The following is a 26640-nucleotide window of genomic DNA, read 5'->3' as shown; positions in this document are numbered from 1 at the left end:
GGCACTCCGAGCCTAAGCGAGGAGCCGAGTGGTGGGGCAAGAGCGTTTTGGTTACTTTTGCGCTTTTCAAAAGTGACCCGCTGTAAGAGCGGAACCCATAGTCGCCATTACAAAAATAACGGATATGCCCCCGATTCATCGCGCCCACCCCGGCCTGCGCTTCTGCACAAACGCCTGAGTCCCCTCAACCCCTTCCTCACCACAAACCGCCTCGGCAAACCACTCGGCAGCCTGGTCCAACAACGGCCCCAAAACCTGCTCACCACTGGCCAGCAGCAACGCCTTGGTCCGCGCATTAGCCCCCGGAGCACACCGCAAAACCTGCCCCAACACCTCATCCAGCCGCTCCGCCAACGCCTGCGGATCGTGCTCCACAAAATGCACCAACCCCAACCGCAGCGCCTCAACCCCATCAAACCGCGCCGCCGTCAAAGCCAGCCGCCGCGCCTGGGTCAGCCCGATACGCTTCACCACGAACGGGGCAATCTGCGCCGGCAACAACCCAAGGCCGGTCTCCGGCAACCCAAACTGCGCCTGATGATCCGCAATCGCCACATCACTGACACACACCAACCCAAACCCGCCGCCCAGCACGGCACCCTCAAGCACCACAATCACCACCTGCGGCAGCGCCTCCACTTCCTGCAACAGCGTACCGAACGCCCGGTTCAACGCCTGCAAGCCGCCCGCGGCTCCCGCGCGAGCCATGTCCTTCACATCGCCACCGGCCGAAAAATGCCCACTCGCGCCGCTGATAACCAACGCCCGCACGCTCTTGTCCCCAGCCACATCGGCCAGTACCGCACGCAGTTCGTTGACCATTTCCAGGCTCATGGCATTGCGGCTGTCCGGCCGATTGAGGGTCACATGCAGCACCCCGTTATGCGGTTCCAGCAACAACGTGTTCACGACTTCTTCCCCGGCAGGGTGCCCATCAATTTGCAGATGATCCCCAGCATGATCTCGTCCGCCCCACCACCAATCGACACCAGCCGCACATCGCGATAAGCCCGGGCCACCGGGTTGTCCCACATGAACCCCATGCCGCCCCAATATTGCAGGCAACTGTCGCTGACTTCCCGGCCCAGGCGGCCGGCCTTGAGCTTGGCCATGGAGGCCAGGCGCGTCACGTCCTGGCCCTTGATGTACTGCTCGGTGGCCTGGTACACCAGTGCCCGCAGGCATTCGATTTCGGTGGACAGTTCGGCCAGGCGGAAGTGGATCACCTGGTTGTCGATCAGCGCCTTGCCGAAGGTCTTGCGTTCCGTGCAGTAATCGATGGTGCTGTCGATGCAGTACTCCAGGCCCTTGACCATATTGGCCGCGCCGAACAGCCGCTCTTCCTGGAACTGCAGCATCTGCATCATGAATCCCGCACCTTCATGGCCGATGCGGTTGCGCTGGGGGATGCGCACGTCGTCGAAAAACACCTGGGCGGTTTCCGAGCTGTGCATGCCGAGCTTTTCCAGGGGCGGGCTGACGCTGATGCCAGGGGTGTTCATCGGCACCATGATCAGCGACTTGTTGATGTGCGGCTTGTCGTCGGAGGTGTTGGCCAGCAGGCAGATGAAGTCGGCGCTCGGTGAGTTGGTGATCCACATCTTGCTGCCGTTGATCACGTAGTCGGTGCCGTCCTTGCGCGCATGGGTTTTCAGCCCGGCCACGTCGGAGCCGGCGCCGGTTTCCGAGACGCCGATGCAGCCCACCTGTTCGCCGCTGATGGCCGGGCGCAGGAATTCTTCGCGCAATTCATCGGAGCCGAAGCGGGCGAGGGCCGGGGTGCACATGTCGGTCTGCACGCCGATGGACATCGGGATGCCGCCGCAGCGAATGCTGCCGAACTCTTCGGCGGCGACGATCGAGTAGCTGTAGTCGAGGCCCATGCCACCGAATTTTTCCGGCTTGGAAATACCCAGCAAACCGAGGTCGCCGGCCTTGCGGAAGATCTCGTGGATCGGAAAGCGTCCGGCCTTTTCCCACTCATCCACATGCGGGTTGATCTCGCGCTCGACAAAGCCACGGACGGTGCGACGCAGTGCTTCGTGTTCCTGGGTGAAGATCATTTTTATTGTTCTCCCTATGGGGACGCGGGGCGTCCCGGGCTGCATTCCCACGCGGAGCGTGGGAACAATCATCAAAACCGCGCTGCACCAAAGCTGTTGGGCTGTAGTTGCCGCACCTCGGCCTCGTGGCAGATGTCCAGCAGAAACCCGAGCAAGGTCCGTGTATCCCGTGGGTCAATCAGCCCGTCGTCCCACAGGTTCGCGCTGCCATAAAGGGCGGTGGACTGGCTGTCGAGTTTCTGTGCGGTGACCTGTTCGAGCATGTCGAGCACCTTGGGGTCGGGCACCAGGCCGTCTTTCAGTTGCTTGGCTTCGGTGACGATCCGCAGCACCTTGCCCGCCTGTGCGCCGCCCATCACGGCGGTGCGGCTGTTGGGCCAGGCGAAGATGAAACGCGGGTCGAGCCCACGGCCGCACATCGCATAGTTGCCGGCACCGTAGGAGCCGCCGACGACGATGGTCAGTTTCGGCACCCGCGCATTGGCCACCGCCTGGATCATCTTCGCGCCGTGCTTGATCACGCCTTGCTGTTCCGACTCGGTGCCCACCATGAAGCCGGTGGTGTTGTGGAAGAACAGCAGCGGTGTCTGGCTCTGGTCGCACAGCTGGATAAATTGCGCGGCCTTGCTCGCACCCTTCGGGGTGATTGGCCCGTTGTTGCCGATAAAGCCGCAGGCCCGGCCCTGGATATGCAAGTGGCCGCAGACGGTGTGCGGGTCGAACTCGCCCTTGAACTCCAGGAAGTTGGAAGCATCCGCCAACCGCGCGAGGATTTCGCGCACGTCGTAGGGCTTTTTCGGATCGTCGGGGATCAGCCCCAACAGCTCGTCAATCGGGTACAGCGGCTCGCTGTAAGCGCGCTTTGGCACAGGTGGCAAGCGGTCATCCCACGGCAACAGGCTGACAATCTCACGCACGATGCGCACACCGTCAGCGTCGTTTTCCGCCAGGTATTCAGCGGTGCCGGCGGTTTGCGCATGCATCTCGGCGCCGCCCAGTTCTTCATCGGTGGCGACTTCGCCGGTCGCGGCCTTGAGCAGCGGCGGGCCGGCCAGGAACAGCTTGGCCTTGCCACGCACCACCACCACGTAATCCGAAAGCCCCGGCTGATACGCGCCGCCCGCCGTGGCCGAGCCATGCACCACGGTGATTTGCGGCAGGCCCATGGCCGACATCCGCGCCTGGTTGGCGAAGCTGCGGGCGCCTTCGACGAAAATCTCGGCGGCGTAGTTGAGGTTGGCGCCGCCGCTTTCTGCCAGCGTCACCACCGGCAGTTTGTTTTCCATGGCGATCTGTTGCAGGCGCAGGGATTTTTTCAGGCCCGAGGGGGAAATGGTCCCGCCCTTGATCGCGCTGTTGTTGGCCACCACCAGCATGCGCACGCCGCTGACGTAGCCGATGCCGGCGATCAACCCGCCGCCAGCGGCGCTGCCGTCCTTGTCATCGTGCAGTTTGTAGCCGGCCAGGCTCGCCAGTTCGAGGAACGGCGCGCCGGGGTCGAGCAATAGATTCAGGCGTTCCCGTGGCAGCAGTTGCCCGCGCTTGTCGAACCTGGCCTTGGCTTCGGCGGCCTTGCCCAGCAGGTTTTGCTCCAGCTGGCGCAATTGATTGACGCCCGTGAGCATCGCTTCGCGGTTCTGCGCGAATTGCGGGCTGTGGGCGTCGAGTTGCGAGTCGATCACCGGCATGGCTTATTTCTCCTCCTTGAGCACGTCCGGCAAGTAAGCCCGGTGGAAACCATTAAAGGACACGCTCGGCGGTTGCGCCTTGTGCAGCGGCCAGGCGCGGCTGCCCAGGCTGGCGGCGCCGTCGATGCGCAAGGTGCTGCCGCTGACGAACGCGGCGGCGGGGCTGAGCAAGAACACAATCGCCGCGCTGACTTCCGATTCGGTGCCGATGCGCTTGAGCGGTACATGCTCGCGCAAGGTCGGGATCACCGCCTTGAATGCGCCTTCGTAGGTGTCCATGCCGCTGGAGGCAATCCAGCCCGGCGCCACGGCGTTGACCCGCACCCCCGCGTAACCCCATTCAACGGCGGCGGTCTTGGTGAAGTTGTCCATGCCCGAACGTGCCGCACCGGAGTGGCCCATGCCGGGCATGCCGCCCCACATGTCGGCGAGCATGTTGACGATGGATCCGCCGTGCTTGCTCATGCTCTGGTTGAACACTTCCCGGGCCATCAGGAAACCGCCCACCAGGTTGGTGCGCAACACGGTTTCAAAGCCCTTCTGGTTGATCGACGCGAGCGGCGAGGGGTACTGGCCGCCGGCGTTGTTCACCAGGCCATGAATCGGGCCGTGCTCCTGCAGGACCTGGCCGACCAGCGCCTTGACCGCTTCTTCATCACGAATATCGCAGGCCTGCCAGCTGGCGCGACCGCCGTCCTCACTGACCTCCGCCGCCACCGTTTGCAGTTTTTCCGGCTTGCGCCCCACCAGGATCACATGGGCGCCGAGGGCTGCCAGCTCGTGGGCGGTGCAACGGCCAATGCCACTGCCGCCGCCGGTAACGATGATGGTCTGCCCCTGGAACAGGTCGGCTTTGAAGATCGAGTCGAAGGCCACGGCGCGGGTCCTTTAAGTGAATTGATCGGCAATGTGCTGCGGCACGGCAATCGGGATTTCCAGCAGTTGCTGGGCGAAGGCCTTGCCTTGGGGATCGATGCGCAGGCTGGCAATCCCGCCGCCACCCAGGGCGTTTTCCAGCAGGAAGTTCAGGCTGTGGCTGCCGGGCAAATACCAGCGCTCGACGCGGCCGTGGATCGGGTCGAGCACGTGGCTCATCCAGTCGACGATCACTTCGGGCGTCAGTGCCTCGGCGATCCACGGCAGGTAGTCGGGCTCGCGGGCGATCACCCCGATGTTGCTGTGGTTGCCCTTGTCGCCGGAGCGGGCCACGGCCAGCTTGACCAGCGGCACGTTGGCGTCGGCGCGGCCTTGGGGTTTGGGCGGGTCGATCAATGCGATCGAGGTGTTCAGCGGTTTGGTGACGGGCAATTCGCAGGCATGCCGTTCGCCAAGGAAGTCGACCTGCAATTGGCAGGCGCTTTTATCGATCAGGAATGAAAACAACCGAATCAGCGGGTACACCGTGGGTCGCCCGCCGACGATCCCGGTGAGCCCCGGCGCCATGCCGGTGGCCGCCTGGGCAATCTCCCGGGCGAACAGCACCAGCGCCTGTTTGCTGGGGTGACGCACCGCCAGTTTCACCACCACTTCGCGGCAGTCCTGGCGTTGGGCATGGGGGCCGTAGGTGGCTTCGCTGCCCAGCAGTTCGATGTTGATGTCGGTGTAGGGCGCCCAGCCGCGCTGGCTGAACAGCTCTGAGGTCTTGTTGATGATCGCCTGGCTGACCCGTTCGGCCTTGGCCACCGCGTCGATCCCGGCGATCAGGCAACTGGCGGTGCAGCGAAAACCATCCGGGTAGGTGGCGCTGACCTTGTACTGGTCGGTGGGCGGCAGGCCTTTGGCGCCGTGCAGGTGCACGCGGTTTTTGCCTTGTTGCCGGAGCTTGACCTGGCTGAAGTCGCAGATCACGTCGGGCAACAGGTAGGCGCGCGGGTCGCCGATTTCATACAGCAGTTGCTCGGCGACGCTCAGTTCGCTGATCAGTCCGCCGGTGCCCTCGACCTTGCTGACGGTGAACTGGCCGTCGGCACTGACCTCCACAATCGGGAAACCGATGTGTTCGTAGTCCGGCACCTCCCGCCAATCGGTGAAGTTGCCGCCGGTGCACTGCGCGCCGCATTCGATGATATGCCCGGCCAATGCCGCCTGGGCCAGGCGGTCGTAGTCCTGCCAGGACCAGTCGAACTCATGCACCAGCGCCGCGCTGACCACCGCGCTGTCTACCACACGGCCGGTTATCACGATATCGGCACCCAGCTCCAGCGCCTGCACGATACCGGGCGCGCCGAGGTAGGCGTTGGTGGATACGCACATCGGCGGCAAGGGCGCGCCGCTGAACATGTCGGTGACGCCTTGCAGTTGCTTGAACTGCGGTTGCAGGTCATCCCCCAGCAGTACGGCGATCTTCAACGGGATTCGGGCCTGGTCGCAGGCCGCCTGCAACGCGGCGGCGCAGGCCTGGGGGTTGATCCCGCCGGCGTTGCTGATCACGCGGATGCCCTGGCGCTGGATATCCGCCAGCAGCGGCGTCAGCACCTCGACGAAATCCGTGGCATAGCCGGCCTGGGGATCTTTCATTCGCGCTCCGGCGAGGATCGACAGGGTGACTTCCGCCAGGTAGTCGAACACCAGGTAATCCAGCGTGCCGCCGTGCACCAACTGCGCAGCGGCGGTGCAGGTGTCGCCCCAGAAGGCGCTGGCGCAGCCGATGCGTACCGTCTTGTTCATGGGGCGTCCTTCCTCTGGTTTGCTGGCACCCACACTACCAAGCAAGCGCTTGGTTTGTAAACTCTGGTCATAACTTTGCCCCAAGCGCTTGCTTGGTTGGCTGCCACGGCCTAAATTGCCGCCCAAGACGTAACCAGAAGTTAAGGAGAGCAGCATGGATGAGCAAAAAGCCCTGCGGGTGATGCGCGCCATGGTCGACGCCGGCCAATTGACCGACCCCGACAGTGCCCGTGGCAAGCTGCTGCAAACCGCGGCCCACCTGTTTCGCAACAAGGGTTTTGAGCGCACCACCGTGCGTGACCTGGCCGGCGCGGTCGGGATCCAGTCCGGCAGCATCTTTCATCACTTCAAGAGCAAGGACGAAATCCTGCGGGCGGTGATGGAGGAAACCATCCACTACAACACCGCCCTGATGCGCGCTTCCCTGGCCGAGGCGAGCAACGTGCGCGAGCGGGTGCTGGCGCTGATTCGTTGCGAATTGCAGTCGATCATGGGCGGCAGTGGCGAGGCCATGGCGGTGCTGGTGTATGAATGGCGTTCCCTGTCGGCCGAGGGCCAGGCCCAGGTGCTGGCCTTGCGCGATATCTACGAAGAGATCTGGTTGCAGGTGCTGGGGGAGGCGAAAAACGCCGGTTACATCAAGGGCGATGTGTTTATCACGCGGCGTTTCCTGACGGGCGCCTTGTCCTGGACCACCACCTGGTTTCGCGCCCAGGGCAGCATGACCTTGGAGCAACTGGCCGACGAAGCCTTGCTGATGGTGTTGAAAGCTGACTAGCCCTTTCGCGCAAGCTATTAATTGTGTGGCAGAAAGTTGTCTCGATAGACAAAAACGCCTAGCTTAGCGGGATCAAAGTTTTCGACGGTGTGTGCCTTGATGTTTTCGCCTTGGCGATTGGCTGCAGGACTCTCAATATGGGCACTTGGCGCACTGTGGCTGATGCCTGCCTCGGCCGCCCAACTGGTGAGGGTCGGTGCTGCGCATTTCCCGCCATACACCGTGCGCCCGGAGCAGGGTGCCGACACCGGGTTGCTGCCGCAACTGGTGGAAGCCTTGAACGCCCTGCAAACCGACTACCAGTTTGTGCTGGTACCCACCTCGATTCCCCGGCGTTTTCGCGACTTCCAGCAAGGTCGGGTGGACATGGCGATCTTCGAAAACCCCAAGTGGGGCTGGCAGGATATTGCCCACACCGATGTCGACATGGGCCTGGAGGATGCGGAAATCTTCGTGGCCCAGCAGGAGCCCGGTCGCGACCAATCGTATTTCGCCGACCTGACCGGCAAGCGCCTGGCGGTGTTCAGCGGCTATCACTACGCGTTCGCCAACTTCAATCCCGACCCCAAGTACATGGCGGAGCACTTCAACGCCACCTTGACCTATTCCCACGACAGCAACCTGCTGATGGTCGCCCGGGGCCGGGCCGACATTGCCCTGGTGACGCGTTCCTACCTCAGCGATTTCCTGGTGCGCAATGCCGATACGGCGGGGCAGTTCCTGGTGTCCGAGCGGATCGACCAGGTGTACCACCACTATGCGTTGCTGCGGCCCAAGGCGCCGATCACGGGGCCGGCGTTCGCCGGGCTGCTCAAGCAGCTGAGGGACAACGGCCAGTTGCTGAAGATCTTCGAGTCTTACCGCATCGATGTAATGCCGGTACCGTGATCGTCTAAATTTTTGCCCTCGGCTCACGTCACTTGTTGAACTGTCGACGATTCGTGAGCCCATCCTATGTCCAATCTGAATGACCTGTCTGTGCTGCCCTTGCCGGCGGGACCCGCCCTGAATGCTGATGAAACTGATAGCCGCCTGAGCCTCACCCTTGAGGGCCAGCCGCTGATTCGCCTGCGCCTTGAGCGGGGTGATGAGGTGCAGGTGCATTTGCAGGAGCCCGCCAGTGTGCCGGCTGCCCGTGCCTTGTGGGCGGCGTGTTATTGGCTGTTTGCCAGGGAGCCCGGGCGTCAGCGACTGGTCTGGTGTCTTGAGCATGCGCCGGAAGATGCCTTGCGCAGTGGGTTGCTGGTGGCGACCGGGGTTGCCGGGCAGTTTCATTGCGAGCGCACGTTGTTCTGGCAGTTGCCGCAACCGTGGCTGGGGCAATCTCTCACGGGGACTTATCCGCAGCAGATGATCATCAGCGGTGGCAAGCGTCATCCTGCCCGTGCGCCGAAGCCGCGGGGCGAGGTGTATCGGCGGTTTGATGCGCGGCTGGGGGCGTGGATTTCACTGCGTACGGTGGAGATTGATGTTGATCTGGCGCGCTTCAATCGTTGGCAGAACAGTGCGCGGGTGGCGAATTTCTGGCAGGAAACTGGCAGCCTGGAACAGCATCGGGAGTATCTGGACAAGCTGGAAGCGGATCCCCATGCGTTGACGTTGATTGGCTGTTTCGATGATGAGCCGTTTGCTTATTTCGAGGCGTATTGGGCGAAGGAGGATCGGGTTGCGCCGTTTTATGACGCGGCGGATTACGATCGCGGGATTCATATGCTGGTGGGCGAAGAGCACCACCGTGGTCCGCACAAGGTAGCGAGCTGGTTGTCGGCGCTGGTGCATTACTTGTTTCTCGATGATCCGCGTACGCAGCGTGTGGTGGCTGAGCCTCGGGCGGATAACGGGAAGATGATTGGGCATATGCAGAATCAGTGTTTCCACTGTGAGAAGGAGTTTGATTTTCCTCATAAGCGGGCGGCGTTGATGATTCTGGGGCGGGAACGGTTTTTTGAGCGGTGTGGGTTGGTTTGACTGAGCAAAAAATCTGAGTGCACGAAGATCAAATGTGGGAGCGGGCTTGCTCGCGAAAGCGCAGTGTCAGTCAATGCATGTGTGACTGATCCACCGCTTTCGCGAGCAAGCCCGCTCCCACATGGGATGTGTGGCGCGTCAGGCCCGCCGCGCAAACGTGTCGCTATGGGTCCCGGAAACCTTCCGGCAATGCACCAGCGCATCGCGAATCATAAAGTTCACCAACGTCGGTGAAACCCCCAGCTCCTTGGCAATATCCTTCTGCGGCACCCCGTGCAGCCGGTACATCTCAAACGCGTAACGCGTGCGCTGAGGCAACTCGGTCAAGGCGTCGGCAATGTTCTCCAGCGTCGAAAAGTTGATGTGCGAGGTCTCAGGTGAAGCGCCGTGAATAACCACATTCAAGCCTTCCTCTTCCGTGCCGGAATATTTCAGCTCCAGCGCCTGCTTGCGGTAGTGATCAATAGCCAGGTTGCGCACGATCTGGAACAGGTAACTGAGCTGCGCCTTGAACGATGACGTGATGGTGGGGGCCGATTGCAACCGGAAGTAGGCGTCTTGCACCACGTCTTCGGCGCGGGATCGGCAGCCGGTAATACGCGCTGCGATCTTGACCAGGATCAGTCGATTGTCGACGAAGGCCTGGAGTAGGGGTGAGTCGCACCTGCCTGTGGATACTTGTTCCGTCATGGAAATCACCTTGTTGCAAGAGAAGGTTGGGGGAGGGCGTCCTTGCTGAGGCCTCCTACACATCGGGCAACAAATTATGCTTAATGATAATGATTGTCAAATGAGAAGACGAACTAATCTTATGCTTTATCGAGAGGTGTGAACGGCGTCTCGCTGACTAATTATTTCCCGGTGCCATCCGTTCTCATGGGTGAAAGGCCAGTTAACAAACCGGCCAAGGATCAGCGCCTGGAGGAGGACAAAATGGGTTTTTATCGTGTGAGCGGGAGTGGTCTGAAATGAACACGCCGGCTCGATTACGCCTGTTTTGCCTGCCTTACTCCGGCGCCAGCGCCATGGTCTACAGCCGCTGGCGGCGTGCGCTGCCGGAGTGGTTGCAGGTGCGGCCGCTGGAGTTGCCGGGGCGCGGCATGCGCATGGACGAGCCGTTGCAGCGCGATATCAAAAAACTGGCCGGGCAACTGGCTGATGAGATCCGCGCCGAGCTGGACGGCCCCTACGCCTTGTTCGGCCACAGCCTCGGCGGCCTGCTGGCCTTCGAGCTGGCCCATGCCCTGCGCGAACGGGGTGCGCCGCCGCCATTGGCGCTGTTTGCCTCGGGTACCGCCGGCCCGGCCTGTCGCGATGTCAGCGAATACGCCATCGAGAAAAACGACGAACAACTGATCGCCCGCCTGCGGGAACTCAAGGGCACGGGCGAAGACGTGCTGGCCAACGCCGAACTGATGCAGTTGATGCTGCCGATCCTGCGGGCCGACTTCCTGCTGTGCGGCAGTTTCGAATACGGCGAGCGTGAGCCGCTGAGCCTGCCCATCCATGTATTCGGCGGCAAGCAGGACACGGTGCGCGCCGATCAACTGCTGGACTGGCAGCAAGACACCGCCAGCGGTTTCTCCCTCGACATGTTCGACGGTCACCACTTCTTCCTGGTGCAGCACGAGAGTTCCGTACTGCGCTGTGTGCGGCGTTACGCCGACGAACACCTGGCCCGCTGGCGCAACGACGCCGCGCGGCAGATGGCCCGGGCAACCGGCTGAACAAGCCCCCGGCCACACATTCCCCGATTTCCCAGTAAGCCGATTTCAGGCAGGAACCCCATGATGGACGCCTTCGAACTTCCCCGCACCCTGGTTCAGTCCCTTCAACGCCGCGCCGCGCAAACCCCGGATCGACTGGCGTTGCGCTTCCTTGCCGAGACGGCCGAACAGAGCGTTGTCCTCAGTTACCGCGACCTCGACCTGCGCGCCCGCACCATCGCCGCCGCCTTGCAGGCCGACGCCGGGCTGGGCGATCGTGCGGTGCTGCTGTTCCCCAGCGGGCCGGATTACGTCGCGGCGTTCTTTGGTTGCCTGTACGCCGGGGTCATCGCGGTGCCGGCCTATCCGCCGGAGTCCGCCCGCCGCCATCATCAGGAGCGGCTGCTGTCGATCATTGCAGACGCCGAGCCGCGGTTGCTGCTGACCACGTCCAGCCTCGGTGATTCGCTGGCGCAACTCGAAGGCGCGCCGCAGTTGCTGTGCGTTGACAGCCTCAATGCCGAAATCGCGAGCCATTGGGTCGCGCCCAACTTGCAGGACGATGACATCGCCTTCCTGCAATACACCTCCGGCTCCACTGCGTTGCCCAAGGGCGTGCAAGTGACCCACGGCAACCTGGTGGCCAACGAATTGCTGATCCGTCGCGGCTTCGGCATCGACCTGAACCCCGACGACGTGATCGTCAGCTGGTTGCCGCTGTACCACGACATGGGCCTGATCGGCGGGCTGCTGCAGCCGATCTTCAGCGGTGTGCCGTGCGTATTGATGTCGCCGGCGTACTTCCTTGGCCGGCCATTGCGCTGGCTCGAAGCGATCAGCGAATACGGCGGCACCATCAGCGGCGGGCCGGACTTCGCCTATCGCTTGTGCAGCGAGCGAGTCAGCGAATCGGCATTGGATCGCCTGGACCTGAGCAAATGGCGCGTCGCGTATTCCGGCTCCGAGCCGATCCGCCTCGACACCCTCGAACGCTTCGCCGAGAAGTTCGCCGCCTGCGGTTTTACCCCGAACAATTTCTTCGCCTCCTACGGCTTGGCGGAGGCCACCTTGTTCGTTGCCGGCGGCACCCGTGGCCAGGGCATCCCGGCCGTGCGCCTAGACGAACAGGCTCTGGCCGCCAATCGCGCCGAGCCCGGTCAGGGCGCGGCGATCATGAGTTGCGGCACCAGCCAGCCCGAGCACGCGGTGCTGATTGCCGACCCCGCCACCCTGGCGACGCTCCCCGACAATGCCGTCGGTGAAATCTGGGCCACCGGCCCGAGCATCGCCCACGGCTACTGGCGCAACCCTGAAGCCACCGCCAAGACCTTCGTCCAGCACGAAGGCCGTACCTGGCTGCGGACCGGCGACCTCGGGTTTATCCGCGAAGGTGAAGTGTTCATCACCGGCCGGCTGAAAGACCTGCTGATCGTGCGGGGCCACAACCTGTATCCCCAAGATATCGAGCAAGCCATCGAGCGCGAAGTGGAAGTGGTGCGCAAGGGCCGGGTCGCCGCGTTCGCGGTGAATGACCAGGGCCTGGAAGGCATCGGTATTGCTGCCGAAATCAGCCGCAGCGTGCAGAAAATCCTGCCGCCGGAGGCACTGATCAAAGCGATTCGCCAGGCGGTGGCCGAAGCCTGCCAGGAAGCGCCGAGCGTGGTGGTGCTGCTCAACCCCGGTGGCTTGCCGAAAACGTCCAGCGGCAAGGTGCAGCGCTCGGCCTGCCGCACACGCCTGGCGGACGGCAGCCTCGACAGTTATGCGCAGTTCCCCGGCGTGCAGGCGCCGGTCGGCGATGCTGTCCTGCAATCCGAACTGCAAAACCAGATTGCCGCGATCTGGTGCGAGCAATTGCAGGTGACGCAGGTCGCCGCCGACGATCACTTCTTCCTGCTGGGGGGCAACTCCATCAGCGCCACCCAGGTCGTCGCCCGGCTGCGGGAAACCCTCGGCCTGGAACTGAACCTGCGCCTGTTGTTCGAAGCGCCCACCCTGGCTGCCTTCGCCACCAGCGTCGGGCAATTGCAGCAGGACGGCGGCGTGGCCCAAGGCGCAATCCATGGGTTGTCGCGCCAGGAAGACCTGCCGCAATCCCTCGCGCAAAACCGCTTGTGGATCACCTGGCAACTCGACCCGCACAGCAGCGCCTACACCATTCCCGGCGCCTTGCGGTTGCGCGGCGAGCTGGATGAAGACGCGGTGCGCGCAACCTTCCAGCAACTGATCCAGCGCCACGAAGCCCTGCGCACGCGCTTCTTCGAGCGCGATGGCCAGGCCTTCCAGCGGGTCGACGCCAAGGCTGATTTCGATCTGCAAGTCATCGACCTCAGCGATTTGCCTGCCGCCGAGCGGGAAGCCCGTGCCAAGCAGATTCGTGAAGACGAAGCCCGCACCCAGTTCGACCTGGAGAAAGGCCCGCTGCTGTGGGTAACGCTGGTACGCCTGGATGACGACGACCACCAACTGCTGGTGACCCTGCACCACATCATCGCGGACGGCTGGTCGCTGAACGTGTTGATCGACGAATTCTCGCGACTGTACGCCGCTGCGTCCCAGGGCCAACCCCTGGAGCTGCCAGCGCTGGCCCTGCAATACGCCGACTACGGAAGTTGGCAGCGCCAGTGGCTGGCCGAAGGCGAGGGCCAGCGACAACTGGCTTACTGGAAACAACAACTGGGCGACGAGCACCCAACCCTGAGCCTGGCCACCGATCACCCGCGTTCAGCGCAGCACCTGCGCAGTGCCTCGCGTCACAGTGTGCGTGTGAGCGCGAGCCTCGGCGAAGCCATTCGCAAGACTGCCCAAAGCCACGAATCCACGCCGTTCATGCTGTTGCTCGCGGCGTTCCAGAGCCTGCTCTATCGCTACAGCGGCCAGCGCGATATCCGCATCGGCGTGCCCAACGCCAACCGTCCGCGCCAGGAAACCCAAGGCCTGATCGGGTTCTTTATCAACACCCTCGTACTGCGCGCCGAACTGGATGCGCGCCTGCCCTTCGCCGAGTTGCTGCCGGCAACCCGCACCGCAGCGCTGGGTGCCCAGGCCCATCAGGACCTGCCTTTCGAACAACTGCTGGAAGCCTTCCCCCAAGCTCGGGAACAAGGCCTGTTCCAGGTGATGTTCAACCACCAGCAACGTGACCTCGGCGCCTTGCGCCGCTTGCCGGGCCTGCTTGCCGACGAGCTGGCATGGCACAGCCGCGAAGCCAAGTTCGACCTGCAACTGCACACTGAAGAAGACCGCAACGGGCGCCTGAGCCTGTCCTTCGACTACGCCGATGAGCTGTTCGACGCCGCCACCATCGAACGCCTGGCCGGGCACTTCATCAACCTGCTGCAAGCCATTTGCGAGCAACCACAACAGGCCATCGGCGACCTGAAGCTGTTGCACGTCGACGAGCAGCGCCAACAACAGCAGTGGAGCGCTGCGCCGTGCACACCGGCGCAGCGCTGGCTGCCGGAACACCTCAACCAACACGTCTCGGAACGCACCGCAGTGGTGTGGCAGGACGGCAGCCTGACCTTCGCGCAATTGCACACCCAGGCCAACCGCCTGGCCCATTACCTGCGGGACAAGGGCGTGGGCCCGGACGTGTGCGTGGCCATCGCCGCCGAGCGTTCGCCGCAACTGCTGATCGGCCTGCTGGCAATCATCAAGGCCGGCGGCGCCTATGTGCCGCTGGACCCGGATTATCCCGCCGAACGCCTGGGCTACATGCTCAAGGACAGCGGCGTGCAACTGCTGCTGACCCAAACTTCACTGCTGGAACAACTGCCCACGGCGCAAGGCGTGTGCGTCATCGCCATGGACAGCCTCAAGCTCGACAGTTGGCCGACCCATGCGCCGGGTTTGCACCTCAATGGCGACAACCTCGCCTATGTGATCTACACCTCCGGCTCCACCGGCCAGCCCAAGGGCGTGGGCAACACCCATGCCGCGCTGGCCGAGCGCTTGCAGTGGATGCAAGCCACCTACCAATTGGATGAAACTGATGTGCTGATGCAAAAGGCGCCCATCAGTTTCGACGTGTCGGTGTGGGAGTGTTTCTGGCCGCTGATCACCGGTTGCCGCCTGGTGCTGGCCGGCCCCGGCGAGCATCGCGATCCCCATCGCATCGCGCAGTTGGTGCAGGAGCACGGCGTGACCACGCTGCACTTTGTGCCGCCGCTGTTGCAGCTGTTTGTCGACGAACCGTTGGCTGCCGAATGCACCAGCCTGCGTCGCCTGTTCTCCGGCGGTGAAGCGCTGCCCGCCGAGTTGCGCAACCGGGTGCTGGCGCAGTTGCCGGCGGTGCAGTTGCACAATCGGTATGGCCCCACCGAAACCGCGATCAACGTGACGCACTGGCATTGCCAGGCCGAGGACGGCGAGCGTTCGCCGATTGGCCGGCCGCTGGGCAATGTGATTTGCCGGGTGCTGGATGATCAGTTCGAGCCGCTGCCGGCGGGTGTGCCGGGTGAGTTGTGCATCGGCGGCATCGGCCTGGCCCGGGGTTACCTCGGGCGTGCGGGGCTGACCGCCGAACGCTTTGTCGCCGACCCGTTGGGTGAGGCGGGCGCACGCCTGTATCGCACCGGTGACCGCGTGCGCTGGAGCACCGATGGGGTACTGGAATACCTCGGACGCCTGGATCAGCAGGTCAAGTTGCGCGGCTTCCGTGTCGAGCCTGAAGAAATCGAAGCCCGCCTGCTGGCTCTCGACGGCATCGCCCAAGCGGTGGTGCTGGTGCGGGAAACCGCAGCCGGTGCGCAGTTGATCGGCTACTACACCGCCAGCGAACCGTTGGATGAACAGGACGTAAAAACCGCCCTGGCCGCCGAGCTGCCGGAGTACATGGTCCCGGCGCAATTGATGCGCCTGGACGCGATGCCCCTGAGCCCAAGCGGCAAACTGGATCGCCGCGCCTTGCCGGAACCGGTGTGGCAGGTACGTGAGCACGTCGAACCTGAAACAGCGCTGGAACAGCAAATCGCCGCGATCTGGCGTGAAGTCCTGGCGCTGCCACGCATCGGCCTGCGGGACGACTTCTTCGCCCTTGGCGGCCATTCGTTGCTGGCGACGCAAATCATCTCCCGCACCCGCCAGGCCTGTGACGTCGAACTGCCGTTGCGCACGCTGTTCGACGCCAGCGAGCTGGGGGCTTTCGCCGAGCAGGTCCGGCTGATCCAGGCCGCCGGGCAACGTAACCAACAGCTGGCCATCGGCAAGGTCGACCGCAGCCAGCCGGTGCCACTGTCCTATTCCCAGCAGCGCATGTGGTTCCTCTGGCAGATGGAGCCCGACAGCCCGGCGTATAACGTCGGCGGCATGGCGCGCTTTCGCGGGGTGCTGGACGTGGGCCGTTTCGAGGCGGCGTTGCAGGCCTTGATCATGCGTCATGAAACCCTGCGCACCACGTTCCCGAGCATCAATGGCGTGGCGCAGCAGAAGGTCGCGGCGCAAACCGGCGTGCGCATGGATTGGCAGGACTTCTCTGCGTTGAATGAGGCCGAGCGGCAACGGCGAGTGCAACAACTGGCCGACCATGAAGCCCACACGCCGTTCAATCTGGAGACCGGTCCACTGCTGCGCGCCTGCCTGGTCAAGGCCGGCGAGCAGGAACATTACCTGGTGCTGACCCTGCACCATATCGTCACCGAAGGCTGGGCCATGGACATCTTTGCCCGTGAACTCAGCGCGCTGTATGAAGCGTTCATCGACGACCGCGAATCGCCACTGGCGCCACTGCCGGTGCAGTACCTCGACTACAGCGTGTGGCAGCGCCAGTGGCTGGAGTCCGGCGAACGCCAGCGCCAACTGGATTACTGGACCGCGCAACTGGGCACCGAACATCCGCTGCTGGAACTGCCGGCCGACCGTCCGCGGCCGCCGGTGCAAAGTCACCAGGGCGAGCTGTACCGTTTCGATTTGAGCGACGACCTCGCCGCCCGCGTGCGTGCCTTCAACGCCGAACGCGGCCTGACCCTGTTCATGACCATGACCGCCACCCTCGCGGTATTGCTCTACCGCTACAGCGGCCAGACTGACCTGCGCATCGGTGCGCCGGTGGCCAACCGGATTCGCCCGGAAAGCGAAGGGCTGATCGGCGCATTCCTCAACACCCAAGTGCTGCGTTGCCAGCTCAACGGGCAGATGAGTGTCGGCGAACTGTTTGACCAGGTTCGCCACACCGTGATCGAAGGCCAGTCCCATCAGGACCTGCCGTTCGACCATCTGGTGGAGGCCCTGCAACCACCCCGCAGCGCGGCGTACAACCCGCTGTTCCAGGTGATGTGCAACGTGCAGCGCTGGGAATTCCAGCAGAGCCGCACCCTGGCCGGGATGACCGTCGAATACCTGGCCAACGACGCCCGCGCCACCAAGTTCGACCTCAACCTGGAAGTCACTGACCTCGATCATCGCCTGGGTTGCTGCCTGACCTACAGCACCGACCTGTTCGACGAGCCGCGCATTGCGCGCATGGCGGCGCATTGGCAAAACCTGCTGGAAGCCTTGCTCGCCGATCCGCAACAGCGCCTGAGTGAGTTGCCGTTGCTGGAGGCTGGCGAACAGCGCGCCCTGCAAGACAGCCTTGGCATTGAAGCCGGCGAGCATCGCCTCGACCAGTGCATCCATCACTTGTTCAGCGAGCAGGCCCTGGCCCGTGCCGATGCACCGGCGTTGACCTTTGCCGGGCAGACCCTGAGCTACAGCGAACTCGACAGCCGTTCCAATCGCCTGGCCTGGATGCTCCGCGAGCGCGGCGTGGGCCCGCAGGTGCGGGTCGGCCTGGCGTTGCCGCGTTCGCTGGAAATGGTCGTCGGCCTGCTGGCAATCCTCAAGGCCGGCGGCGCCTATGTGCCGCTGGACCCGGAATACCCGCTGGACCGCCTGCACTACATGATCGAGGACAGTGGCATCGGCCTGTTGCTCAGCGATGCCGCGATGTTCGACGCCTTGGGCGAACTGCCTGAGAGTGTCGGCCGCTGGTGCCTGGAAGATGACCTGCTGACCCTGGCGGACTACCCGGCAAGCGAGTTGCCTTTCATCAGCCTGCCGCAAAATCAGGCCTACTTGATCTACACCTCCGGTTCCACCGGCAAGCCCAAGGGCGTGGTGGTGTCCCACGGCGAAATCGCCATGCATTGCCAGGCGGTGATCGAGCGCTTCGGCATGCGCCCGGATGACTGCGAGCTGCACTTCTATTCCATCAACTTTGACGCTGCCACCGAGCGTCTGCTGGTGCCGTTGCTCAGTGGTGCCCAGGTGGTGTTGCGGGCCCAGGGCCAGTGGGACGCGGAAGAAATCTGCGGGCTGATTCGTCGGCACCGCATCAATATCCTGGGCTTCACCCCAAGCTATGGCAGCCAGTTGGCGCAATGGCTGGCCACGCAAGACCAGACCCTGGCGGTGCGCATGTGCATCACCGGCGGTGAGGCCCTGACCGGCGAACACTTGCAGCGCATTCGTGCGGCATTCAAGCCGGCGCTGTTTTTCAACGCCTATGGCCCGACTGAAACCGTGGTGATGCCGTTGGCCAGCCTGGCCCCGGAAGCCCTGGAAGAGGGCGCCGGCAGCGTGCCGATCGGCAGCATCATCGGCGCGCGTGTGGCCTACATTCTGGATGCGGATCTGGCGCTGGTGCCGCAAGGCGCGACGGGTGAGTTGTACGTCGGCGGTGCCGGCCTGGCCCAGGGGTATCACCAGCGTCCGGGGATGACGGCGGAGCGGTTTGTCGCGGATCCGTTTGCCACGAACGGCGGTCGCCTGTATCGCACCGGCGACCTGGTGCGCCAGCGTGCCGATGGCCTGGTGGAATACCTCGGTCGTATCGACCATCAAGTGAAGATTCGCGGGTTCCGCATCGAGCTGGGAGAAATTGAAATCCGCCTGCTGGAACACGAGGCGGTGCGTGAAGCGGTGGTGTTGGCGCTGGACTCTCCGAGCGGCAAGCAGTTGGTGGCCTATCTGGTCAGCGACCAGGAGCAGGGCGCGCTGCGTGAATCCCTAAAGGCGCATCTGAAAGCGCAGCTGCCGGACTACATGGTGCCCGCGCACCTGATCGTTCTCGACAGCATGCCGCTGACCGCCAACGGCAAACTCGACCGCCGCGCCTTGCCGCAGCCGGACCCCGAGGCGAATCGTCAACAGTACGTGGCGCCGCGCAACGAGCTGGAGCAAACCCTGGCGGCCATCTGGTGCGCGGTACTGAACGTGCAACAGGTAGGCCTTGACGACAACTTCTTCGAGTTGGGCGGCGACTCGATCCTGTCGATCCAGGTGGTCAGCCGGGCCCGGCAGGCGGGGATTCATTTCAGTCCGCGTGATTTGTTCCAGCACCAGACCGTGCAAACCCTGGCCGCCGTGGCGACCCGCAGCGAGCAGGTCAGCGCCGAACAAGGCGTGTTGACCGGCGCGTCCGGGCTGACGCCGATCCAGCACTGGTTCTTCGACACCGACATCCCGGAGCGCCAACACTGGAACCAGGCATTGCTGCTGGAGCCGGTTCAGGCCCTGGAACCTCATCGCCTGGAGCAAGCGTTGCTGGCGGTGCTGGAACATCACGACGCCCTGCGCCTGAGCTTCACCCAGCGCGACGCCCAATGGCACGCCGAACACTTGGCTGTGCCGGAAGGCGGCCTGCTGTTGCAAGCCCAGGTGGCGGACATGGAGCAGTGCGGCGCGCTGTTCACCGACACCCAGCGCAGCCTCAACCTCGCCCATGGCCCGTTGTTGCGCGCGTTACTGGTGGACGGCCCGCAAGGCCAGCGCCGGCTGCTGATCGCGATCCATCACCTGGTGGTGGACGGCGTTTCCTGGCGGGTATTGCTCGAAGATTTGCAGACCGTGTATCGCCAGTTGAGCGACGGCCAGCCGGTCAACCTGCCGGCCAAGACCAGCGCCTTGCGCGACTGGGCGGCGCGGTTGCAGGCGTATGCCGGCAGCGAATCCCTGCGTGAGGAGCTGCACGTGTGGCAGCAACAGTTGGCCGGCCCTGCCGTTGAGTTGCCGGTGGATCGCCCACAGGGTTCGCTGCGCAATCGCGACGCCGATACCGTCAGCGTGCGCCTGGATGCCGAGCGCACCCGCCAGTTGTTGCAGCAGGCGCCAAGTGCCTACCGCACCCAGGTCAACGATTTGCTGCTGACCGCCCTGGCCCGTGTGCTGTGCCGTTGGAGTGGCCATGAATCCGCATTGATCCAGCTGGAAGGCCACGGCCGCGAACCGCTATTCGACGAGATCGACCTGACCCGCAGCGTCGGCTGGTTCACCAGCGCCTACCCGCTGCGCCTGACCCCGCTGCATATCGAAGAGGCCGCCGGGCAGGGCGCCTCGATCAAGGCGATCAAGGAGCAACTGCGCGGCGTGCCCCACAAGGGGTTGGGTTATGGCGTGCTGCGCTACCTGGCCGACGACCTGTGCCGCCAGACCATGGCCGCGTTGCCGAGCGCCAGTATCACCTTCAACTACCTCGGCCAGTTCGATCAGAGCTTTGGCGCCGACGCACTGTTCCACCCGCTGGACGAGTCCGCCGGAATCGCCCACGACCCGGAGGCGCCGTTGCCCAACGCGCTGAGTGTCGACAGCCAGGTGTACGGCGGTGAGCTGGTGCTGCGCTGGACCTTCAGCCGCGAGCGTCACCACAGCCAGACCATCGCTGAACTGGCGGACGCTTACCTGGCGGAACTGCAAAGCCTGATCGAACATTGCCTCAAGGCAGACGCGGGCGGCCTTACGCCGTCGGACTTCCCGCTGGCGCACCTGACCCAGGGGCAACTCGATGCGCTGCCGGTGCCGGCCAATGCCATCGAAGACGTGTACCCGCTGACCCCGATGCAGGAAGGCTTGCTGCTGCACACCCTGCTGGAACCGGGCACCGGCCTCTACTACATGCAGGACCGCTACCGCATCAACAGCGCCCTGGACCCCGAGCGTTTCGCCCAGGCCTGGCAGGCGGTGATCGCCCGTCATGAAGCCTTGCGCGCCTCGTTCTGCTGGAACGTCGGCGAAGACATGTTGCAGGTTATCCACAAGCCCGGCAGCACGCCGATCGAGTACCTCGACTGGAGCCAGGAGCCGGAAAGCGAGCAGGAACCGCGCCTGCAAGCGTTGCTGAAAAGCGAGCGTGAAGCCGGTTTCGATCTGCTTAACCAGGCGCCCTTCCACCTGCGGCTGATCCGCGTAGGCGAAGCCCGCTACTGGTTCATGATGAGCAACCACCACATCCTGATCGATGCGTGGTGCCGCTCGCTGCTGATGAACGATTTCTTCGACATCTACATGGCCCTCGGCGAAGGTCGCGAAGCGCAACTGGCGACGCCACCGCGTTACCGCGATTACATCGCCTGGCTGCAACGCCAGAACCTCGCCGAGGCGCGCCAGTGGTGGCAGCAGAACCTGCAAGGGTTCGAACGCACCACACCGATTCCGAGCGACCGGCCGTTCCTGCGCGAGCATGCCGGCCACAGCGGCGGCATGGTGGTAGGCGACTGCTACACCCGCCTGGATGTGCGCGACGGCGCGCAATTGCGCGAGCTGGCCCAGGCTCATCAATTGACGGTGAACACCTTCGCCCAGGCGGCATGGGCCCTGGTGCTGCGGCGCTTGAGTGGCGATCGCGACGTGCTGTTCGGCGTCACCGTGGCCGGGCGCCCGGTAGAAATGCCCGAGATGCAGCGCACTGTCGGGCTGTTTATCAACAGTATCGCCTTGCGGGTCAAGCTGCCGGAGGACGATCAGCAGTGCAGCGTGCGCCAATGGTTGAGCGGCCTGCTCGACAGCAATATGCAACTGCGCGAGTACGAGTACCTGCCGCTGGTGACCATCCAGGAGCACAGCGAACTGCCGAAAGGCCAGCCGCTGTTCGACAGCCTGTTCGTGTTCGAGAACGCCCCGGTGGAAGTCTCGGTACTGGACCGTGCGCAAAGCCTGAATGCCACCTCGGATTCCGGTCGCACCCACACCAACTTCCCGCTGACGGCCGTGTGCTACCCGGGCGATGACCTGGGCTTGCACCTGTCCTACGACCAGCGTTATTTCGATGAAACCACCGTGCAAGGCATGCTCGCTGAATTCAAGCGGCTGCTGCTGGCGCTGGTGCAGGGCTTCCATGGCGACATGGCCGACTTGCCGCTGATTGGCGAGCAGGAGCGTGAGTTCCTGGTGGACGGCTGCAACCAGAGCGAGCATGAATATCCGCTGGAGCGCAGTTACATCGAGCTGTTCGAAGCCCAGGTGGCAGAGCATCCACAGCGGATTGCCGCCAGTTGCCTGGATCAGCAATGGACCTACTCTGAGCTGAACCGGCGCAGTAACCGCCTGGGTCATGCGCTGATTGCCGCGGGTGTCGGGCTGGACCAACCGGTGGCGTTGCTGGCTGAACGTAATCTGGATTTGCTGGGCATGATCATCGGCAGCTTCAAGGCCGGCGCGGGTTACTTGCCGCTGGATCCGGGGCTGCCGACCCAGCGCTTGAGCCGGATCATCGACCTCAGTCGTACGCCGTTGCTGGTGTGCACCGAGGCTTGTCGGGAACAGGCGGATCTGTTGCTGGAAGAGTTTGCCTGTGGCTCGCGACCGAGGCTGCTGGTGTGGGAGGAGCTGGTGGGTTCAGAGCAGAACCCGGGCATCTACAGCGCGCCGGATAACCTGGCCTACGTGATCTACACCTCGGGCTCCACTGGCCTGCCCAAGGGCGTGATGGTCGAACAGCGCGGCATGCTCAATAACCAGTTGAGCAAGGTGCCGTATCTGCAACTGACTGAGCACGATGTGATCGCCCAGACCGCCTCGCAAAGTTTCGATATCTCGGTGTGGCAGTTCCTCGCGGCGCCGCTGTTCGGGGCGCGGGTGGACATTGTGCCAAATACCATTGCCCATGATCCGCAAGGCTTGCTCGCTCACGTCCAGGCCCAGGGCATTACCGTGCTGGAAAGCGTGCCGTCACTGATCCAGGGCATGCTCGCCCAGGACCGCATGAGCCTGGATGGCTTGCGCTGGATGCTGCCGACGGGTGAAGCGATGCCGCCGGAACTGGCGCACCAGTGGTTGCTGCGTTATCCGCAGATTGGCCTGGTCAACGCGTATGGCCCGGCGGAATGTTCGGACGACGTGGCGTTCTTCCGCGTCGACCTGGCGTCGACCCGTGGCACTTATCTGCCGATTGGTACGCCGACTGACAACAACCGGTTGTACCTGCTGGACGGCGCGCTGGAATTGGTGCCCCAAGGCGCGGTTGGCGAGTTGTGCGTGGTCGGGACGGGCGTGGGGCGTGGTTATGTCAGCGATCCGCTGCGCACGGCGCAAGCGTTTGTGCCGAATCCATTGGGTGCGGACCGGTTGTATCGAACAGGGGATTTGGCCCGCCGTCGCAGCGACGGTGTGTTGGAGTACGTCGGGCGCATCGACCATCAGGTGAAGATTCGCGGTTACCGGATCGAGCTGGGTGAAATCGAAGCGCGCCTGCATGAGCAGCCTGAAGTGCGGGATGCGGCGGTGGGCGTGCAGGAGGGCGTCAACGGCAAGCATCTGGTGGGCTACCTGGTGGCGGCGGATGCGCAGCTCAACCCGGGTGAGCGCCTCGATCGCATCAAGCAACGCCTGCGGGCCGAGCTGCCGGAATACATGGTGCCGTTGCATTGGTTGTGGCTCGACCGGTTGCCGCTGAACGCCAACGGCAAGCTGGACCGCAAGGCCTTGCCGGCACTGGAGATCGGCCAGTTGCACAGCCAGGAATATCTGGCGCCGCGCAATGAGCTGGAGCAGACGCTGGCCGGGATCTGGGCCGAGGTGCTCAAGGTCGAGCGCGTCGGCGTGCAGGACAACTTCTTCGAACTGGGCGGGCATTCGTTGCTGGCCACGCAGATAGCTTCACGGGTGCAGAAGACGCTGCAGCGGGATGTGCCGTTGCGGGCGATGTTCGAGTGCAGCACGGTGGAGGCGTTGGCGGGGTATATCGACGGGCTGGCGGCGAATGAGATCAGCGCCGAGAAGGTGGATCGGTTGAGTGATTTGATGGCGGAGCTGGAGGGTTTTTAACTCGGATCGCAACGCGCCACTCGTCGGGTGGCGCGGTTGTTAAGGTTCGAACTGTGAATTCTGACAGTAGGCAAGGGGGGCATTTCGGCGTGTGATGGGCAACACCATCACTCGTTGAAATGGAGTTCTATCATGCCCAAGTCATCACCGTTGACCCTTGACCTGCCCAAGCCACAGTTGGTCGAAGCCGAGGGAGAGCCCCGGGTTGACCCGCTCCAGTTGCTGGAGGGGGCTACTGTCCGGGTGTTCTACGAAGGGATGCTCAGCACCGACAGTATTGCGTTGCGCTGGGAGTCGACACCGGGGGAATACGCGCCGATTGCCTCCCTGGATGGCGTCGAAGCGGGCTCGGTCGAGTTCCACGTACCCCCGTATTACGTAGGGCTGCGCATTGATAACTTCGCGCTGTTTTCCTATGTCGTTACCCGCGATGGCGAGGAACATCCTTCCCCCGTTGCCGACGTGTTCATCAAGCTGCCGTCCAATTTGCCGCAACTGCAGATCTTTCAAGCCTCAGGCGGTGTTCTGGACCTGTCCTTGTTGTGCGGTGAAGACCCGGTTCTGCATGTCGATGCCTGGCCGTTCATCGACCCGGTTCAAGTGGCTCAGGTCTATATCGGGGGGATTTACCCTGATGGGTCCAAGGCCAGTCTCTACCCTTATGAAGATGCACCGGTAACAGACGAGGACGTGCGCCATGGCTGGACCCGAAAGTTGTCCCGTGCCGAGCTGGCCACGCTCAAGCATGACAGTGAGCTTTATATTGCGTTCTACGTTGAGTTTTTGCCGCGTGCGGGTTCCAGGCCGGTGTATCGGCTGATTTCTGGTTTGGTGTTGACGTTGCTCATCGAGCCTCATTTGGATCTCGTAGCGCCCACGGTGGTGGAAGCCACGCAAATCACACCTGAAAATCTCGTATTGAATCCGGTCAATACCCGGGACGGTGCGACCATCCGGGTCAGCTATGAGCATATGTGCCCTTGCGACTGGGTTTGCGCCTTCTGGGAAGGGACTGCCGGGGCAGGCACTCCGGTAATCGAGTGCAAGCAGGCCGACAATCGGGACGTTGTTGATTTTAATGTGCCGGCGTCAGCCATCAGCGCCAATTTCAATAAGCAGGTGTCGGTCCGCTACACCGTCCGACGGGAAGGGCAAACCTGGTCGGCGCTGCCGCGACCGGTAAAAATCCTGAATATCTCCGGCCTGCCCAAGCCGCAGGTGGAACAGGCCACGGGCAGTACGCTGGACCTCAATACGTTCCAGGGGGACGCGCAACTGACGGTGGCGGCCTATGCCTACGGCGCCTTGGGGCAGCCCTGCTGGATGTGGGTAACCGGTGAGCGGGAAGATGGCGCGCCTTATCGCTTCGATGTGCTGGATGGCGAGCCGCTCTCCGAGCAATGGCTGCAGGAGGGCGTCAGTACGCTGCTGTCCCGGCGCGACCTGCAAAAACTGGCCGATTGCAGCCGCTTTGACGTGCATTTTGCGGTGAACTTCGATGGCCGGTCCGACAGGGCCAGCGCCGAGCCGTTTCCTGTGCTGCACCTGGATATTCATCAGGAAGACCTGGTCCTGAAACCCTTGACCATTCGGGAGGCCGTGGGCTCGCAGTTGACGGTATGGAATGGCCGTGATGGCGTGACGGCACGGGTGGAATATGACCACATCAGTGCTCATGACGAGATCAGCGTGTGTTGGACACAATCGGACGGTAGTTGCCTGCCGTTGCCACCCAAGCCGGGTAACACTGATCCGAAGTACGTTGACTTCACCATTCCCCGCGAGGCTGTAATCGCTGGAAGCGGCAAAACAGTGCCCGTCAGTTACAGCGTCGCGAGCGCATGCAAGCACGTCACGTCAGCTGACCTGGAGCTACAGATCAGTGTACCGCAGCGCTTGCCTGCGCCAGAGGTGCCGCAGGCCACTCAATTGCCCGGTGGCCAGGGGACACTGGACTTGCGCACCTTTACCGGGGATGCCGAGATTACGCTGCAAGCCTGGTGGTTCATCCTGGTGGGGCAAAAGGGCTGGCTGGAATGTACGGGAACCTTGCTCGACGGGTCGTCCCATACCCTCAAGCTGCTGGTCAATGAGCCGATCACGCAAGAGCAGGCAAACCATGGGTTGTCGCACGTTCTGCCTCGTGAGGAACTGGAAAAGTTTCGCCACAGGTCCGTATTGAACATCGTGTTCAAGGTTACGGCGGACGGCAGCTCCCATGTGAGCGAAGCAATTGTGTTCCCTGTGCTGATGTTGCTGTTGCGCAAGCAGTACAGAGACCTGACGGATTTCAACGATCAGACCTTGGGTTTATGGACCGTAGGGTCAGGCGCACCCGATGCCAGGGATATCAGCATTGAATATATGGGGACGGGACCTGACGGCAAGCCCGATTACGCAGTCAGGAATTTCACATTTACCAATAACAGTTTCGGCCCGATCCTGCAGCGGCGCTTCTTGGATTTGGAGAGCGGTTTTACTTACCGGTTTTCCGTACGGGTTCGACGGTACAGCGTTGCGTTCGCGACGCCCAAGTTATCGTTGCGCAAAGACTCCATTCAACAAACACCGGTGGAGGAGTTGGTTGACCTGAACTGGCACACACTGAGCTTCACCTTTACGCCAACCATCGCTCCCGTGCTGCTGGAAATCTATAGCCATGAAGGCGCTACGAGCGGCAACGATTGGTACATGGATGATTTCCTGGTCGAGGGGATTTAATCCGCGCTGAAAAGACAATGCCCGCTTCG

The 26640-nt window shown here is 63.1% G+C and carries 12 protein-coding genes; 6 read left to right on the top strand and 6 right to left on the bottom strand.

Annotation, left to right across the window (positions count from 1 at the left end; all coding sequences use genetic code 11):
- Positions 1-135 precede the first annotated feature (135 nt).
- From HX821_RS26595 to HX821_RS26575, 5 genes are all read right to left on the bottom strand, one after another.
- The gene (locus HX821_RS26595; protein ID WP_177036867.1) at positions 136-909 is read right to left on the bottom strand and encodes an enoyl-CoA hydratase-related protein; all 774 of its coding nucleotides are present in this window, start codon (positions 907-909) and stop codon (positions 136-138) included.
- Entirely contained in the window at positions 906-2063 is a 1158-nt protein-coding gene (atuD, locus tag HX821_RS26590; RefSeq protein WP_177036865.1) for a citronellyl-CoA dehydrogenase, read from the bottom strand. Before atuD ends, HX821_RS26595 begins: the two co-directional genes overlap by 4 nt.
- Positions 2064-2134: 71 nt before the next feature.
- The gene (atuC, locus tag HX821_RS26585; RefSeq protein ID WP_008431693.1) at positions 2135-3751 is read right to left on the bottom strand and encodes a geranyl-CoA carboxylase subunit beta; all 1617 of its coding nucleotides are present in this window, start codon (positions 3749-3751) and stop codon (positions 2135-2137) included.
- A 3-nt stretch (positions 3752-3754) separates the two neighbouring features.
- Positions 3755-4627 carry an SDR family oxidoreductase gene (locus tag HX821_RS26580; protein WP_177036862.1) on the bottom strand — a complete coding sequence of 291 codons (873 nt, stop codon included), beginning with the start codon at positions 4625-4627 and terminating at the stop codon, positions 3755-3757.
- 12 nt (positions 4628-4639) lie between these two features.
- Positions 4640-6418, bottom strand: coding sequence for an acyclic terpene utilization AtuA family protein (locus tag HX821_RS26575; protein WP_177036860.1), 1779 nt, complete (start codon positions 6416-6418; stop codon positions 4640-4642).
- A gap of 154 nt (positions 6419-6572) precedes the next feature.
- Here HX821_RS26575 and HX821_RS26570 point away from each other — a divergent pair, with 154 nt between their 5' ends.
- The 3 genes from HX821_RS26570 to HX821_RS26560 all read left to right on the top strand — a co-directional run bounded on the left by HX821_RS26570 (position 6573) and on the right by HX821_RS26560 (position 9164).
- Complete coding sequence (locus HX821_RS26570) at positions 6573-7196, top strand: TetR/AcrR family transcriptional regulator (protein WP_177036859.1); 624 nt, start codon at positions 6573-6575, stop codon at positions 7194-7196.
- A gap of 99 nt (positions 7197-7295) precedes the next feature.
- Positions 7296-8084: an ABC transporter substrate-binding protein gene (locus tag HX821_RS26565; RefSeq protein ID WP_177036857.1), complete on the top strand. Its 789-nt coding sequence runs from the start codon at positions 7296-7298 to the stop codon at positions 8082-8084.
- Between the two features lie 66 nt (positions 8085-8150).
- Positions 8151-9164: a GNAT family N-acetyltransferase gene (locus HX821_RS26560; protein ID WP_177036855.1), complete on the top strand. Its 1014-nt coding sequence runs from the start codon at positions 8151-8153 to the stop codon at positions 9162-9164.
- A 138-nt stretch (positions 9165-9302) separates the two neighbouring features.
- On the opposite strand, the gene HX821_RS26555 is transcribed toward HX821_RS26560, so the two are convergent.
- Entirely contained in the window at positions 9303-9854 is a 552-nt protein-coding gene (locus HX821_RS26555) for an RNA polymerase factor sigma-70 (RefSeq protein ID WP_003209024.1), read from the bottom strand.
- 278 nt (positions 9855-10132) lie between these two features.
- On the opposite strand from HX821_RS26555, the gene HX821_RS26550 reads away from it, so the two are divergent.
- From HX821_RS26550 to HX821_RS26540, 3 genes are all read left to right on the top strand, one after another.
- The gene (locus tag HX821_RS26550; protein ID WP_177023348.1) at positions 10133-10891 is read left to right on the top strand and encodes a thioesterase II family protein; all 759 of its coding nucleotides are present in this window, start codon (positions 10133-10135) and stop codon (positions 10889-10891) included.
- A gap of 60 nt (positions 10892-10951) precedes the next feature.
- Positions 10952-23890 carry a non-ribosomal peptide synthetase gene (locus HX821_RS26545; RefSeq protein ID WP_177036853.1) on the top strand — a complete coding sequence of 4313 codons (12939 nt, stop codon included), beginning with the start codon at positions 10952-10954 and terminating at the stop codon, positions 23888-23890.
- A 132-nt stretch (positions 23891-24022) separates the two neighbouring features.
- A complete protein-coding gene (locus tag HX821_RS26540; protein ID WP_177036851.1) occupies positions 24023-26611 on the top strand; it encodes a hypothetical protein in 2589 nt (862 codons plus the stop codon).
- The last annotated feature ends 29 nt before the right edge of the window (positions 26612-26640 follow it).

The organism is Pseudomonas sp. B6001 (genome assembly GCF_013386015.1).
Classification (GTDB): Bacteria; Pseudomonadota; Gammaproteobacteria; order Pseudomonadales; family Pseudomonadaceae; genus Aquipseudomonas.
This window is presented reverse-complemented; position numbering and strand designations above follow the sequence as displayed.